Origin of the sequence: uncultured Streptococcus sp. (assembly GCF_963521255.1) — a bacterium.
GTDB lineage: Bacteria > Bacillota > Bacilli > Lactobacillales > Streptococcaceae > Streptococcus.
Genome location: NZ_CAUQTU010000002.1, coordinates 23,901 through 38,446 on the forward strand (window position 1 = coordinate 23,901; position 14,546 = coordinate 38,446).

The following is a 14,546-nucleotide window of genomic DNA, read 5'->3' on the forward strand; positions in this document are numbered from 1 at the left end:
GGAGAAAAAACATGGCTCAACAACGTCGTGGCGGATTCAAACGCCGTAAAAAAGTTGATTACATCGCAGCAAACAAAATTGAATATGTTGATTACAAAGATACTGAGCTTCTTAGCCGTTTCGTTTCAGAACGTGGGAAAATCCTTCCTCGTCGTGTAACAGGAACTTCAGCTAAAAACCAACGTAAAGTAACAACAGCTATCAAACGCGCTCGCGTAATGGCTTTGATGCCTTTCGTAAACGAAGATTAAAAAAAGGGGTCCAGTGGACCTCTTTTTCATGAGCTCGGAAATAAGAAAGCGAATTGAGACTCGGTTGGGTCTTTTTTCACGAGTTCTGGAATGAGAAGTCGAGTTGAATTTGGCTGGACTTTTTCATAAACAATTATTTTCTTCTTATCCAAGGACTTACAATAAAACTGGAAACTTTTTGAAAATAGGGGATTTAGCTACTTTATGGTATAATGGAAAGAGTTAGATTGAAAGAGGTAGTGAGATGGATGCGAAATTAAGATATAAGGCAAAGAAAATCAAGATTGTCTTTTTTGATATTGATGATACATTGCGAAATTCTAAGACTGGTTTTATTCCAGCTTCAATCCCAACTGTTTTTAAGCAATTACGTGAGAAAGGAATTTTGACAGGTATTGCTTCTGGGCGAGGGATTTTTGGTGTCGTTCCGGAGATTCGTGAGCTCAAACCTGACTTTTTTGTAACCTTAAATGGGGCCTACATCGAAGATAAAAAAGGTCAGGTTATTTATCAACATCAGATTGAGAAGTCAGATGTTGAGGAGTATATCTCTTGGGCCAAGCAAGAGGGAATTGAGTATGGTTTGGTTGGGAGTCATGATGCCAAATTGTCGACTCGCACCGATATGATTAGTGAAGCGATTAATCCAATTTACCCTGATTTGGATGTGGATCCCGATTTCCACGAGAAAGAAGACATCTATCAGATGTGGACTTTTGAAGATAAGGGAGATGACTTGCACTTGCCTGACAGTCTCTCAGACAAACTTCGCATGGTTCGTTGGCATCAACATTCGTCTGATATTGTGCCGATTTCAGGCTCCAAAGAGACTGGTGTGGAAAAGGTTGTGGAACACCTAGGATTGAAACCAGAGAACGTCATGGTTTTTGGAGATGGGCTGAATGACTTGGAACTCTTTGATTATGCTGGAATCAGCGTTGCAATGGGAATTTCTCATGATAACATCAAAGAAAAAGCAGATTACATTACAAAAACATTAGAAGAAGATGGCATTTTTGATGCCTTAGAAGGATTTGGTATGGTAGAAAAAGAATTGCATTTCCCACAAGTAGATATTGAAACAGTAGAAGGTCCTATCGCGACTATTAAGACCAATCACGGAGACTTGCGTATCAAGCTTTTCCCTGAACATGCTCCTAAAACAGTAGCTAACTTTGTAGCTCTTTCAAAAGATGGTTACTATGATGGTGTCATTTTCCACCGTATTATCAAGGACTTTATGATTCAAGGTGGAGACCCAACTGGAACTGGTATGGGTGGCGAGTCAATCTACGGCGAATCATTCGAAGATGAATTCTCAGAAGAACTTTACAATATCCGTGGTGCCCTTTCTATGGCCAATGCTGGTCCAAATACCAACGGCAGCCAGTTCTTTATAGTCCAAAATCAACATTTGCCTTATTCTAAGAAAGAAATTGCTCGTGGTGGTTGGCCAGAACCGATTGCGGAAATCTATGCCAACCAAGGTGGAACTCCTCACTTAGACCGCCGTCACACTGTATTTGGTCAGCTAGCTGATGAAGTTTCTTACGCTGTCTTGGATGCCATTGCTTCTGTTGAGACAGGAGCTATGGACAAGCCAGTTGAAGATGTCGTGATTGAAACAATTGAAATCGAGGACTAAGATGAAAATCGGTGATAAGCTAAAGGGCCGTATTACAGGGATTCAGCCCTACGGAGCCTTTGTTGAGCTAGAAACGGGTGATACGGGGTTGATTCACATTTCAGAGATTCGGACAGGCTTTATTGAAAATATTCATGAAGCCTTGAAAGTCGATGAAGAGGTTCAGGTTCAGGTAGTGGATTTAGATGAATTTACAGGGAAAGCCAGTCTTTCTATCCGCACTTTAGAGGAAGAAAAGCACCAGTTTCCGAGACGGAGACGTTTTTCAAGCGATCGTTTTAACTACGGCTTCGCACCTCTCAAACGAATGATGCCAATTTGGACCAAGGAAGCCCTTCAACATTTGAAGAAGCAGAAGAATTAGTTAGAAATCTATATTCTTTGTAATGTTAATATAAATTTGTTATAATAAGACCATGGAAGAAGAACAATTATTAAAATCCGGAGAGCGTATTAACCAGCTTTTTTCGACAGATATCAAAATCATTCAAAATAGAGAGGTTTTTAGCTATTCGGTGGATAGTGTTCTCTTGTCACGTTTTCCACGTTTTCCTAAAAAGGGCTTGATAGTGGATTTCTGCGCTGGAAATGGAGCAGTGGGACTATTTGCTAGCACTCGTACTCAGGCACAGATTTTGGCTGTTGAGATTCAGGAACGTTTGGCGGATATGGCTGAACGCTCTGTCCGTTTGAATGGTTTAGAAGAGCAGATGGAGGTCATCTGTGATGATTTGAAAAATATGCCTTCTCGTATACAGGGAAGTAAGGTGGATATGATTTTGTGTAATCCGCCCTATTTCAAGGTGGATCCTCATTCCAACCTGAATGAGAGCGAACATTACCTCTTGGCGCGCCATGAAATTACGACTAATTTGCAGGAAATCTGTCGTAGTGCTCAGAGTATTCTCAAGTCTAATGGGCGTTTGGCCATGGTTCATCGTCCTGATCGACTTTTAGATATCTTGGATAGCTTGCAACGGCATAATCTAGCCCCTAAGCGCCTGCAGTTTGTTTATCCAAAGCGAGAAAAGGAAGCCAATATGCTTCTGATTGAGGCTATCAAGGATGGCTCGACAAGTGGCTTCAAGGTCTTGCCACCTCTCATTGTACACAATGATGATGGTTCTTATACACCGGAACTTGAAGAGATTTATTATGGATCATAAGGCTTATATGTACGTGCTGGAGTGTCGTGACGGATCCTACTATACAGGCTATACGACTGATGTGATGAGACGCCTCACTGTCCATAATAGTGGGAAGGGAGCCAAATACACACGAGCACGCTTGCCAGTCAAACTGATCTATGCTCAAGGTTTTGCCAGTAAGGAAGAAGCCATGTCAGCTGAAGCCCTTCTCAAGCGTAAGAAGAGGCCACAGAAGGAGCAATTTTTATCTGAAAATCAAGATAGAAATTTACTCAGTTATTTTGAAGAATCGTGAGGAGCCCTTTGACTCCTCTTACTTTTGTCAAAAAGCGAAAAAAATGCTACAATAAAGAGAATAAACAAAATGAGGTATTATCATGTCTAAGATTCTAGTATTTGGTCACCAAAATCCAGACTCAGATGCCATTGGGTCATCTGTAGCCTTTGCCTACCTTGCAAAAGAAGCTTACGGTTTGGATACGGAAGCTGTTGCCCTTGGAACTACAAATGAAGAAACAGCCTTTGTCTTGAACTATTTTGGTGTGGAAGCACCGCGTGTTATCACTTCTGCCAAAGCAGAAGGTGCAGAGCAAGTTATCCTGACTGACCACAATGAATTCCAACAATCTGTATCAGATATTGCTGAAGTAGAAGTTTATGGTGTTGTAGACCACCACCGTGTGGCTAACTTTGAAACTGCAAGCCCACTCTACATGCGTTTGGAGCCAGTTGGCTCAGCGTCTTCAATTGTTTACCGTATGTTCAAAGAACATGATGTAGCTGTGCCTAAAGAGCTTGCTGGTTTGATGCTTTCAGGTTTGATTTCAGATACCCTTCTTTTGAAATCACCAACAACACACCCAACAGATACAGTCATTGCTCCTGAATTGGCTGAATTAGCTGGTGTAAACTTGGAAGAATATGGTCTAGCAATGTTGAAAGCTGGTACAAACTTGGCTAGCAAATCTGCTGAAGAATTGATTGACATCGATGCTAAGACTTTTGAATTGAACGGAAATAATGTCCGTGTTGCCCAAGTAAACACAGTTGACATCGCTGAAGTTTTGGAACGTCAAGCAGAAATTGAAGCTGCAATTCAAGCTGCCAACGCAGCAAACGGCTACTCTGACTTTGTCTTGATGATTACAGATATCGTCAACTCAAACTCAGAAATCCTAGCACTTGGTGCTAACATGGACAAGGTCGAAGCGGCTTTCAACTTCAAACTTGAAAACAACCATGCTTTCCTTGCTGGTGCCGTTTCACGTAAGAAACAAGTGGTACCTCAATTGACTGAAAGCTTCAATGCTTAAGATTTTGAGTGTTAATTCAAATTAGGAAAGGCTAGTTTGAATTATATCGAAAGGAGTTTCGGCTCCTTTTTTTCTAGGAGTGAAGCATGTTAGAAAATGGCGATTTGATTTTTGTGAGAGATGAGTCAGATATAGGACAGGCCATCCAGACTTCCACAGGCAACTATAACCATGTTGCGATTTGTTTGAATGGGATGATTTATCATGCTAGTGGACAGGCTGGTGTTGTCTGTCAAGAACCGGCAGCCTTCTTTGAGTCCAATCACTTGTACGACCTCTATGTTTACCCAGAAATGGATATCCATTCGGTGAAGGAAAGAGCTTGTAAACATCTGGGAGCTCCCTACAATGCTTCTTTCTATCCAGATGGCGCTGGTTTCTACTGTTCCCAGTATATAGCAGAAATTCTACCGATTTTTGAAACTATTCCTATGAAATTTGGGAATGGGGAGCAGGAGATTAGTGATTTTTGGATAGAGTATTATAGAGAACTAGGCCTACCTGTACCTTTGAACCAAGCTGGGACCAATCCCAGTCAATTGGCAGCATCGCCTCTGTTAGAATGTAAAGAAAGGAATCTTCATGATTCAGATTTTTAATCCATCTCGTTTGACGAGACAGCCATTTTTTAGAGAATTGATCCGCTATCTGGACCAGCATGAGGATGTTATTTTAAGGGAAATCAAGGCTCAATTTCCAGATGTAGCAGTTGATAAACTCATGGAAGAGTATATAAAGGCAGGCTTGATTTTACGTGAAAATAAGCGCTATTACCTCAATCTTCCTATGCTTGAGTCGCTTGATAGTCTAGAACTGGATCAAGAGATTTTTGTCAGCGAAGCTAGTCCAGTCTATCAAGCCTTGTTAGAGCAGAGGTTTGAGACAGAATTACGCAATCAAACCAATGCAGCTATTTTAGTTGAAAAGACGGACTTTGCGAGATCAAAAATGACCCTGTCCAATTATTTCTACAAGGTCAAACATCAGTATCCTTTGACAGAAAAACAGCAGGAACTCTATGACATTTTGGGAGATGTTAATCCTGAATATGCTCTCAAATATATGACGACTTTTTTGATCAAATTTCTCAAAAAAGACCAGCTTATGCAGAAACGCCGTGATATCTTTGTGGATAGTTTAGTTGTCCTAGGTTATATTGTCCAAAATGAAGATGGAAAGTATGAGTTGGCTATCGATTTGGATAAGGAAAGATTAACTTTCTACTTGGTCTGATTTCTTGTTTCTGAGCACATTGTTTGACTTTCCTTAGTATTCGGTATAAACTATATGTAACCGGTAACACATATCGGAATAAAATTAAAGGAGACAATCATATGTCACTTGAAAACAAATTGGAACAAGCAACAGGCGCTATCAAAGAAGGATTTGGTAAAGTTACTGGGGATAGCAAGACTGAAGCAGAAGGCGCTGTAGAAAAGACAGTTGCTAAGGCAAAAGAAGTAGTTGAAGATGCTAAAGGTGCTGTAGAAGGTGCCGTTGAAGGTTTGAAAAACGCTTTTAAATAAAGATAAAAAAATCAAGGGATTCATTTCCCTTGATTTTTTACTATCTTATAAATAATTTTCCGCGACGGCTGCATCTCCTGGGTAGGCTTCTTTCTTGCCTTGTACGATTTGGTAGCAATCGGCTCCCTTACCAGCAATAATGACAGCATCTAATTCGTGATTTGTGATATCCATAGCTACTTTGATGGCTTCTTGGCGATCTGGAATCTTTTCAACAGGATGATTGATGTAGCTACTGATTTCATCCGCAATGGCCATTGGGTCTTCATAGTTGGGGTCATCAGCAGTTAGAAAGACTTGAATCTCAGGATGTTGGTTAAGGAGAAGTCCAAAGTCCTTACGACGGCTTTCACCTTTATTTCCTGTTGAACCGAGAACCAAAGCAATTTTTCCAGTTTGATGAGTTTCTACAACATTGATGAGTTTTTTGAGACTGTCCCCATTGTGGGCATAGTCGATAAAAACCTTGGCGCCATTTTTCTGCGTGAGGACTTCCATACGACCAGGAACGCGGGTCACAGCGATTCCTTTTTTGATGTCCTCTAGACTAGCTCCCAGACGGAGGCAAGCAAGTCCAGCAGCAACTGCATTTTCTTGATTGAAGTGGCCAATGAGTTGGATATCATAATCACCAGCGAGTTTACCTGTAGCTGAAAAGCTAAAGGCTTTGGAATTCTCGATTTGGTTACTTGACTGACTACCGTAGAAATCATGGTCTTGATCTGCCACTTGTTCTTTCAAGACAGAAAAGTGGTCCATGTCACTGTTAATGATGACTGCTCGGCTATTTTCCATCAAGAGACGTTTGTGGTAGAAGTAGTCTTCAAAGCTAGGGTGTTCAATCGGGCCGATATGGTCTGGAGTGATGTTAAGAAAGACTCCTACATCAAAGGTCAGGCCATAGACTCGATGGACTAGATAGGCTTGACTAGAGACTTCCATTACGAGATGGGTTCTTCCATTATTAACAGCTTGAGCCATCATGTCAAAGAGGTCGATATTTTCAGGTGTTGAGAATGAAGATTTAAAGAAAGTCTTGCCATCTAGAGTTGTATTCATGGTTGACAAGAGGGCGGTTGGGTAGCGTTGAGATAGGATGTTGTAAGCAAAGTAAGCTGCTGTTGTCTTACCCTTAGTTCCTGTGAAGGCGAGAATTTTGAGTTTCTCTTGTGGATTACCATAGAACTCCATGGCAATCAAACTCATGGCTTTCTTTATATCGTTCACAATGATGACAGGGATGCCGACTTCGTAGTCCTTTTCAGCCACATACCAACCGAGGCCTTGAGAGACGGCAGAAATCAAAAATTCCTTCTTAAAGGCAGCACCTTTTGCAAAAAAAAGAGTGTCTTCTTTTACTTTTCGGCTGTCGTAACTAATGCTATCAAAAACAACTTTGCTGTAGTTGTAGTGATAATGTCCTTGGTCGATAATCTCACGGAAGAGATTATCTTTCTTTAAAATATCTAATACGGTTTCAATCTTTATCATACTTTCTATTTTAAACCGAAAGTCGTAAATTTACAAGTGACAAGGAAAAGTTTATAATGGAAGATGAGGAATTTTTCCTAGTGATTAAAATAAAATGAGGAATCTATGTCTAACGAAAACAATCACCAGCAGGCTCAGATGTTACGGGGGACTGCTTGGCTAACGGCTAGTAACTTTATCAGTCGTCTACTCGGTGCCATTTATATCATCCCTTGGTATATATGGATGGGGTCTTATGCGGCTACAGCAAATGGTCTCTTTACCATGGGCTACAATATCTATGCCTGGTTCTTGCTGGTTTCAACAGCGGGTATTCCAGTTGCGGTGGCCAAGCAAGTGGCCAAGTATAATACTATGCGAGAAGAAGAGCATAGCTTTGCCCTGATTCGGAGCTTTTTAGGCTTTATGACTGGACTAGGTCTGGTTTTTGCTTTAGTCTTGTATGTCTTTGCTCCTTGGTTAGCAGACTTATCTGGTGTGGGAAAAGACTTGATCCCAATCATGCAGAGCTTGGCTTGGGCGGTCTTGATTTTCCCATCGATGAGTGTTATCCGAGGCTTCTTCCAAGGAATGAATAACCTGAAACCTTATGCCATGAGCCAAATCGCTGAGCAGGTCATTCGTGTTATCTGGATGCTCTTAGCTACCTTTATGATTATGAAAATGGGCTCAGGAGATTATCTAGCAGCGGTTACCCAATCCACCTTTGCGGCCTTTGTCGGCATGGTAGCTAGTTTTGCAGTTTTGATCTATTTCCTTGCCAAAGAAGGATTACTTAAAAGAGTCCTTGAAACAGGAGATAAGATAAACAGCAAGCGTCTTTTGGTCGACACCATTAAGGAAGCCATTCCTTTTATCCTGACAGGGTCTGCTATCCAGCTTTTCCAGATTTTGGACCAGATGACCTTTATCAATAGTATGAGTTGGTTTACCAACTATAGTAATGAAGACTTGGTTGTCATGTTTTCTTATTTCTCAGCCAATCCTAATAAAATCACTATGATTTTGATTTCTGTTGGGGTTTCGATTGGGAGTGTCGGTTTGCCACTTTTGACTGAAAACTATGTCAAGGGGGACTTGAAGGCGGCTTCTCGTCTCGTTCAGGACAGCATCACCATGCTTTTCTTATTCCTGCTGCCAGCAACGGTTGGAGTGGTTATGGTAGGAGAACCTCTTTATACAGTCTTCTATGGCAAGCCAGATAGTTTGGCTATGGGCTTGTATGTCTTTGCAGTTTTGCAGTCTACTATTTTAGGCTTGTACATGGTCTTGTCTCCAATGCTTCAGGCCATGTTCCGTAACCGCAAGGCAGTTCTCTATTTTATCTATGGTTCCATTGCCAAGCTGGTCTTGCAACTGCCAACCATCGCTCTCTTTCACAGTTACGGACCTTTGATTTCTACAACCATCGGTCTCATCATTCCTAATGTTTTGATGTATCGGGATATTTGTAAGGTAACTGGTGTTAAGCGCAAGGTGATTGTGAAGCGAACCATTTTAATCAGTTTGTTAACGCTTGTTATGTTCATCGGTGTCGGTGTCATCCAGTGGATTTTAGGATTTGTCTTCCAACCAAGTGGACGTTTGTGGAGTTTCCTATATGTAGCCCTTGTCGGTGCCATGGGTGGAGGAGTTTATGGAGTTATGAGTCTTCGTACCCGTCTATTGGACAAGGTGATTGGGCAAGCCCAAGCTAATCGCCTACGAGCAAAATTAAGAATTTCTTAAAAAATAATTTATAAATAAAATGAATAAGTTGAGTTTTTTAAAAATCAAAACACTCTCTTATTCATTTTTTATTGTTATAATTGGATATAAAATTTAAAACAGAGAATAAATAACGAAAGTAATTGAATTTTATGTCAAAAAACACTTGACTAAAAAGTAGTTAGTTTGTATAATAAGACAAAACTTTAAATCAGGAGGTTCTGGAGATGAAAAAGTCTAAGGCTAAGTATGCAACACTTGCAGGTGTCGTATTAAGTGCAGGTATTTTATTAAGCGCGTGTGGAAATTCTAGCACAGCGTCAAAAACATATAACTATGTTTACGTAAGTGACCCATCAAGTTTGAACTATCTAGCGGAAAACCGTGCAACAACCAATGATATCGTGACCAATCTGGTAGATGGGCTCATGGAAAATGACCAATATGGAAATTATGTTCCATCTTTGGCAGAGGATTGGAGTGTTTCTCAAGACGGTTTGACCTATACCTACAAACTGCGTAAAGATGCTAAATGGTATACTGCAGATGGAGATGAATATGCTCCTGTTACTGCCCAAGATTTTGTCACTGGTTTGAAATATGCAGCTGATAAAAAATCAGAAGCCTTGTACTTAGTGCAGGAATCCGTAGCAGGTTTGGATGACTACATTAACGGTAAAACAACAGACTTTTCAACTGTCGGTGTCAAGGCTCTTGATGACCAGACAGTTCAATATACTTTGGCACGACCAGAATCTTACTGGAACTCAAAAACGACATCAACCATTCTCTTCCCCGTTAATGCGGATTTCTTGAAATCAAAAGGGGATGATTTTGGGAAGGTAGACCCATCTAGCATTTTGTACAATGGACCTTTCTTGATGAAATCCTTTGTTTCAAAATCTGTTATTGAATTTAAGAAAAATCCTAACTACTGGGATGCTAAAAATGTCTTTGTAGATGATGTGAAATTGGCCTATTATGATGGTAGTGACCAAGATGCACTGGCTCGTAACTTTGTGGAGGGTGCCTATAGCTATGCTCGTCTTTATCCAAATAGTTCAAGTTTTGAAGGGATTAAAGAGAAGAATAAAGACAATATCATCTATAGCTTGCAAGATGCCACTTCTTACTTCTTAAACTTTAACTTGGATAGAAAATCTTATAAATTCACTTCAAAAACAAGTGATGCTGAGAAGAAATCGACTCAGGAAGCGGTTCTTAATAAAAACTTCCGTCAAGCCATTAACTTTGCCTATGACCGTACAGCCTACGGGGCTCAATCTCAGGGAGAAGAGGGTGCAACTAAGATTTTGCGTAACCTCGTCGTTCCTCCAACATTTGTAAGTATCAATGGAAAAGACTTTGGTGAAGTAGTAGCCTCTAAGATGGTGAATTATGGTAAGGAATGGCAAGGAATCAACTTTGCGGATGCTCAGGATCCATACTACAATGCTGAAAAAGCTAAAGCCAAATTTGCTGAAGCTAAGAAAGAACTCCAAGCCAAAGGAGTTCAATTCCCTATCCACCTGGACATGACAGTTGACCAAGCTGCTAAAAAGGGTGTCCAAGAGGCAAACTCTATGAAGCAATCTATTGAGGCGGCTTTAGGTGCAGAAAATGTTGTAATTGATATTCAACAACTTTCTACTGAAGACTATGACAATACAAGCTATTTGGCTCAGACAGCAGCTCAGAAGGATTATGATTTGTACAACGGTGGTTGGGGTCCTGATTACCAAGATCCTTCAACCTATCTTGATGTCTTTAATGTTCATTCTGGTGGTCTGATGCAAAATCTAGGTTTAGAGCCAGGTGAAGCCAATGACAAGGCCAAGGCTGTTGGACTAGATGTCTACACTCAAATGTTGGAAGAAGCTAACAAGGAACAAGATCTTGCGAAACGCTATGAAAAATATGCTGAGATCCAAGCTTGGTTGGTAGATAGTGCTTTAGCAATTCCAAATGTTTCTAAGGGTGGAACACCAGTGTTGAGAAAAACAGTTCCTTTCTCAGAACCATATTCATTAGCTGGTAATAAAGGTATCGAATCATATAAATACCTCAAAGTACAAGATAAGACAGTCACAAAAGACGAATATGAAAAAGCCAAAGAAAAATGGCTGAAAGAAAAAGAAGAATCCAATAAAAAAGCCCAAGAAGAATTGGCAAAACATGTCAAATAAGGATTTTTCAAGAAAAACGATGGTTTCGAAAGAAGCTGTCGTTTTTTTATAGAATGATAGCGAAGTTGGAAGAAAAGTGCTTACATTTTTTAATTGGTTTATTAGATTTATGATATAATGAATATAACAAAAACGTGAGAAGCTATTTTTTAAATCCTCTTCCAGTGTTAACTGAAGTATACACATGCTAGGATGATTTTATAGGAGGGATGTTATTTACTGAAAAAGTAAGATAAAATGTAACAAATGATAAGTTCTTCTTTTATGTGAAGAGTTCTTATCTGCCTATTTACTAATCGTTATGGAGGTAAGATCATGGGCGCTATTATGGAGTTTGCAACAGAAAAACAGATTGCATCATTTCTTTCAACTTATCATATTGAAGGGCAAAAAAATTTTCTGATGGCTTTCAAGAAAAAGACATGGTTGAAATCCTTTATTGATTTTTTCATTATAGGAGGTAGTTACTATGTTCAATCGAGCGTGAAGCCTAAGATTCTGGCATTCACACCTAAGAGTATCTACTTGATGGACATCAGTGATATAACTGAAAATCATTCTAATCAAGTCATAGAGATGCCCTGGAATCAAGTTCAAGATTTTACTTATAAGACAGTCTTGAATACAGTTAGGCTGAACTGGAACTATCAAAATGAAGTCTATATTTTTTCCGTGGATGTCGGTCAGATTAGTCAGCGTGTGGGCCAGTATCAATTTAACAAAGACCATTATGACTATTTGGTTCAACAGGATTTCTTTAGGTCAAAGTAAGCACTAGCAATCATCTACACAAAAGAATCTGGAGTGTTTTCTGGATTCTTTTTAGCTTTACTTGATAAGTCTATAGTTTGAAACTATAACTAGCTCTTGAAAAGAAGAAAATGAGTTGATGCAAATAAGTGGTACAATAGTTACTATAGATTTGGAGGTATTGTATGAGCAAGGAATTACACATCAACACAATTTTAGCCCAGGCGGGTATTAAGTCAGATGAAGCGACAGGAGCTTTGGTGACACCGCTTCATTTTTCAACGACCTATCAGCATCCAGAGTTTGGTCGATCTACTGGGTTTGACTATACGCGCACCAAAAATCCAACTCGTAGTAAGGCTGAAGAGGTCTTGGCGGCTATTGAGTCCGCAGACTATGCCCTAGCGACTAGCTCAGGAATGTCAGCTATTGTATTAGCTTTTAGCGTCTTTCCAGTAGGAAGTAAGGTTTTGGCGGTGCGTGACCTTTACGGTGGTTCTTTCCGCTGGTTTAATCAAGTGGAGCAGGAAGGCCGTTTCCATTTTACCTATGCCAATACAGAAGAAGAGTTGATTGCCGAGTTAGAAAAGGATGTGGATGTTCTCTATATCGAAACGCCAACCAATCCTTTGATGTTGGAATTTGATATCGAAAAACTAGCAAAATTGGCTCATGCTAAGGGTGCCAAAGTGGTGGTGGACAATACCTTCTACAGCCCTATCTACCAACGTCCGATTGAAGACGGAGCTGATATCGTCCTTCATTCAGCGACTAAGTATCTAGCAGGTCACAATGATGTCTTGGCTGGAGTGGTTGTGACCAATAGTTTAGAACTATACGAGAAACTCTTTTACAATCTCAATACGACAGGAGCAGTCTTGTCTCCATTTGACAGTTATCAATTGATTCGTGGTCTCAAGACCTTGTCTCTTCGTATGGAGCGCTCAACAGCTAACGCCCAAGAAGTGGTTGCCTTTTTGAAGGATTCTCCAGCAGTTAAGGAAGTTCTCTACACTGGTCGTGGGGGCATGATTTCCTTTAAAGTAGCCGATGAAACACGCATTCCGCATATCTTGAACAGTCTCAAGGTCTTCTCTTTTGCGGAAAGTTTAGGTGGGGTAGAAAGTCTCATTACTTATCCAACGACACAAACTCACGCTGATATTCCAGCAGAAGTGCGCCATTCTTATGGTTTGACAGATGACCTCTTGCGTTTGTCGATTGGGATTGAAGATGCAAGAGATTTGATTGCAGATTTGCGCCAAGCCTTGGAAGGATAAGACAAAGATGGGAAAATATGATTTTACAAGCCTGCCCAACCGTTTAGGGCACCATACCTATAAATGGAAAGAAGCGGAAACAGATAGTGAAGTCCTACCAGCTTGGATAGCGGATATGGACTTTGTAGTCTTGCCTGAAATCCGCCAAGTCGTGCAGACTTACGCTGATCAACTGGTTTATGGCTATACCTATGCCAGTGAAGAGTTAATTAAGGAAGTTCAAAAGTGGGAAGCCACACAACACGGTTATCACTTTGACAAAGAGGCTCTTGTCTTTATCGAGGGTGTGGTACCAGCCATCTCAACAGCTATTCAAGCCTTTACAAAAGAAGGCGAGGCGGTTTTGATTAACACACCTGTCTATCCACCCTTTGCACGCAGTGTCAAGTTGAATAATCGCAGATTGATTACCAATTCTTTGGTGGAAAAGGATGGAGTGTTTGAGATTGACTTTGACCAACTTGAAAAGGATTTGGTAGAAGAGGATGTCAAACTCTATATCCTCTGCAACCCTCACAATCCTGGTGGACGTGTGTGGGAAAAGGAAGTGTTGGAGAAGATTGGCCAACTCTGCCAAAAACACGGTGTTTTCTTGGTTTCAGATGAGATTCACCAAGATTTGGCCCTCTTTGGTCACAAGCATCATTCCTTCAATACCATTAACCCTGACTTTAAAGATTTTGCTATCGTCTTGACTAGTGCCACTAAAACTTTTAATATTGCTGGGACAAAAAATTCCTATGCAGTCATTGAAAATCCTAAGTTGAGAGTGGCTTACCAGAAACGTCAGTTGGCTAATAATCAGCATGAAATTTCAGGTTTGGGTTATTTGGCGACAGAAGCTGCTTATCGCTATGGGAAGGATTGGCTAGAGGAACTCAAGCAAGTCTTTGAAGATCATATCAATTATGTGGTAGATTTATTTGGAAAAGAGACTAACATCAAGGTCATGAAACCGCAAGGGACTTATCTTATTTGGCTTGATTTTTCAGCCTATGACCTGACTGATGAAAGATTACAAGAGCTCTTGAGAAACGAAGCCAAGGTTATTCTCAACCGTGGTTTGGATTTTGGTGAGGAAGGAAGTCGCCATGCCCGCCTCAATGTAGCCATGCCTAAATCTCTGTTGCAAGAAGTTTGTCAGCGTATCGTTACCACTTTTGCCAAACTTTAAAAATCCAGCCTTCTAGGAGAAAAGTCTTCCTAGAAGGCTATTTTCATAGGCGAAAATATGGTATAATAAAAAGAT

General features: G+C 40.4%; 15 protein-coding genes. 14 read left to right on the forward strand and 1 reads right to left on the reverse strand.

Translation table 11 applies throughout. The annotated features are described in order from the left end of the window. Positions 1 to 11 precede the first annotated feature (11 nt). The 9 genes from rpsR to RWP09_RS02110 all read left to right on the forward strand — a co-directional run bounded on the left by rpsR (position 12) and on the right by RWP09_RS02110 (position 5,883). Complete coding sequence (gene rpsR / locus RWP09_RS02070) at positions 12 to 251, forward strand: 30S ribosomal protein S18 (protein ID WP_000068664.1); 240 nt, start codon at positions 12 to 14, stop codon at positions 249 to 251. Between the two features lie 244 nt (positions 252 to 495). Further along, positions 496 to 1,896: a bifunctional Cof-type HAD-IIB family hydrolase/peptidylprolyl isomerase gene (locus RWP09_RS02075; RefSeq protein ID WP_314433499.1), complete on the forward strand. Its 1,401-nt coding sequence runs from the start codon at positions 496 to 498 to the stop codon at positions 1,894 to 1,896. A gap of 1 nt (position 1,897) precedes the next feature. Beyond that, the gene (locus RWP09_RS02080; protein ID WP_023943268.1) at positions 1,898 to 2,260 is read left to right on the forward strand and encodes a S1 RNA-binding domain-containing protein; all 363 of its coding nucleotides are present in this window, start codon (positions 1,898 to 1,900) and stop codon (positions 2,258 to 2,260) included. A 52-nt stretch (positions 2,261 to 2,312) separates the two neighbouring features. Further along, the gene (locus RWP09_RS02085; protein WP_049531804.1) at positions 2,313 to 3,062 is read left to right on the forward strand and encodes a tRNA1(Val) (adenine(37)-N6)-methyltransferase; all 750 of its coding nucleotides are present in this window, start codon (positions 2,313 to 2,315) and stop codon (positions 3,060 to 3,062) included. Further along, on the forward strand, positions 3,052 to 3,339 hold the full coding sequence (locus RWP09_RS02090; RefSeq protein WP_314433504.1) for a GIY-YIG nuclease family protein: 288 nt from the start codon (positions 3,052 to 3,054) through the stop codon (positions 3,337 to 3,339). Before RWP09_RS02085 ends, RWP09_RS02090 begins: the two co-directional genes overlap by 11 nt. Before the next feature lie 82 nt (positions 3,340 to 3,421). Further along, positions 3,422 to 4,357 (forward strand): manganese-dependent inorganic pyrophosphatase, encoded by a 936-nt coding sequence (locus RWP09_RS02095; RefSeq protein ID WP_314433506.1) that lies wholly within the window; start codon positions 3,422 to 3,424, stop codon positions 4,355 to 4,357. An 86-nt stretch (positions 4,358 to 4,443) separates the two neighbouring features. Beyond that, positions 4,444 to 4,956, forward strand: a complete 513-nt coding sequence (locus RWP09_RS02100) for a YiiX/YebB-like N1pC/P60 family cysteine hydrolase (RefSeq protein ID WP_314433508.1) — start codon at positions 4,444 to 4,446, stop codon at positions 4,954 to 4,956. Beyond that, positions 4,940 to 5,590 carry a DUF1803 domain-containing protein gene (locus RWP09_RS02105; RefSeq protein WP_314433510.1) on the forward strand — a complete coding sequence of 217 codons (651 nt, stop codon included), beginning with the start codon at positions 4,940 to 4,942 and terminating at the stop codon, positions 5,588 to 5,590. Before RWP09_RS02100 ends, RWP09_RS02105 begins: the two co-directional genes overlap by 17 nt. Before the next feature lie 101 nt (positions 5,591 to 5,691). Further along, positions 5,692 to 5,883, forward strand: a complete 192-nt coding sequence (locus RWP09_RS02110) for a CsbD family protein (protein ID WP_000051184.1) — start codon at positions 5,692 to 5,694, stop codon at positions 5,881 to 5,883. 45 nt (positions 5,884 to 5,928) lie between these two features. Here RWP09_RS02110 and RWP09_RS02115 read toward each other — a convergent pair whose 3' ends face one another. After that, positions 5,929 to 7,374 carry a UDP-N-acetylmuramoyl-L-alanyl-D-glutamate--L-lysine ligase gene (locus tag RWP09_RS02115; protein WP_314433513.1) on the reverse strand — a complete coding sequence of 482 codons (1,446 nt, stop codon included), beginning with the start codon at positions 7,372 to 7,374 and terminating at the stop codon, positions 5,929 to 5,931. Positions 7,375 to 7,479: 105 nt separating this feature from the next. Between RWP09_RS02115 and RWP09_RS02120 the strand changes: the two genes are divergently transcribed. The 5 genes from RWP09_RS02120 to RWP09_RS02140 all read left to right on the forward strand — a co-directional run bounded on the left by RWP09_RS02120 (position 7,480) and on the right by RWP09_RS02140 (position 14,471). After that, complete coding sequence (locus RWP09_RS02120; protein ID WP_314433515.1) at positions 7,480 to 9,102, forward strand: polysaccharide biosynthesis protein; 1,623 nt, start codon at positions 7,480 to 7,482, stop codon at positions 9,100 to 9,102. A 206-nt stretch (positions 9,103 to 9,308) separates the two neighbouring features. Then, positions 9,309 to 11,267: a peptide ABC transporter substrate-binding protein gene (locus tag RWP09_RS02125; protein WP_314433517.1), complete on the forward strand. Its 1,959-nt coding sequence runs from the start codon at positions 9,309 to 9,311 to the stop codon at positions 11,265 to 11,267. Between the two features lie 315 nt (positions 11,268 to 11,582). Beyond that, positions 11,583 to 12,038, forward strand: a complete 456-nt coding sequence (locus RWP09_RS02130) for a hypothetical protein (protein ID WP_314433519.1) — start codon at positions 11,583 to 11,585, stop codon at positions 12,036 to 12,038. 164 nt (positions 12,039 to 12,202) lie between these two features. Next, on the forward strand, positions 12,203 to 13,297 hold the full coding sequence (locus tag RWP09_RS02135) for a cystathionine gamma-synthase (RefSeq protein WP_153224094.1): 1,095 nt from the start codon (positions 12,203 to 12,205) through the stop codon (positions 13,295 to 13,297). A 7-nt stretch (positions 13,298 to 13,304) separates the two neighbouring features. Then, positions 13,305 to 14,471 (forward strand): MalY/PatB family protein, encoded by a 1,167-nt coding sequence (locus tag RWP09_RS02140; RefSeq protein WP_314433522.1) that lies wholly within the window; start codon positions 13,305 to 13,307, stop codon positions 14,469 to 14,471. Positions 14,472 to 14,546: the final 75 nt, after the last annotated feature.

Excerpts from the sequence above, each read along its gene's own strand:
- rpsR (WP_000068664.1), top strand. The coding sequence starts at position 12 with ATGGCTCAACAACGTCGTGGCGGATTCAAACGCCGTAAAAAAGTTGAT.
- RWP09_RS02075 (WP_314433499.1), top strand. The coding sequence starts at position 496 with ATGGATGCGAAATTAAGATATAAGGCAAAGAAAATCAAGATTGTCTTT.
- RWP09_RS02080 (WP_023943268.1), top strand. The coding sequence starts at position 1,898 with ATGAAAATCGGTGATAAGCTAAAGGGCCGTATTACAGGGATTCAGCCC.
- RWP09_RS02085 (WP_049531804.1), top strand. The coding sequence starts at position 2,313 with ATGGAAGAAGAACAATTATTAAAATCCGGAGAGCGTATTAACCAGCTT.
- RWP09_RS02090 (WP_314433504.1), top strand. The coding sequence starts at position 3,052 with ATGGATCATAAGGCTTATATGTACGTGCTGGAGTGTCGTGACGGATCC.
- RWP09_RS02095 (WP_314433506.1), top strand. The coding sequence starts at position 3,422 with ATGTCTAAGATTCTAGTATTTGGTCACCAAAATCCAGACTCAGATGCC.
- RWP09_RS02100 (WP_314433508.1), top strand. The coding sequence starts at position 4,444 with ATGTTAGAAAATGGCGATTTGATTTTTGTGAGAGATGAGTCAGATATA.
- RWP09_RS02105 (WP_314433510.1), top strand. The coding sequence starts at position 4,940 with ATGATTCAGATTTTTAATCCATCTCGTTTGACGAGACAGCCATTTTTT.
- RWP09_RS02110 (WP_000051184.1), top strand. The coding sequence starts at position 5,692 with ATGTCACTTGAAAACAAATTGGAACAAGCAACAGGCGCTATCAAAGAA.
- RWP09_RS02115 (WP_314433513.1), bottom strand. The coding sequence starts at position 7,374 with ATGATAAAGATTGAAACCGTATTAGATATTTTAAAGAAAGATAATCTC.
- RWP09_RS02120 (WP_314433515.1), top strand. The coding sequence starts at position 7,480 with ATGTCTAACGAAAACAATCACCAGCAGGCTCAGATGTTACGGGGGACT.
- RWP09_RS02125 (WP_314433517.1), top strand. The coding sequence starts at position 9,309 with ATGAAAAAGTCTAAGGCTAAGTATGCAACACTTGCAGGTGTCGTATTA.
- RWP09_RS02130 (WP_314433519.1), top strand. The coding sequence starts at position 11,583 with ATGGGCGCTATTATGGAGTTTGCAACAGAAAAACAGATTGCATCATTT.
- RWP09_RS02135 (WP_153224094.1), top strand. The coding sequence starts at position 12,203 with ATGAGCAAGGAATTACACATCAACACAATTTTAGCCCAGGCGGGTATT.
- RWP09_RS02140 (WP_314433522.1), top strand. The coding sequence starts at position 13,305 with ATGGGAAAATATGATTTTACAAGCCTGCCCAACCGTTTAGGGCACCAT.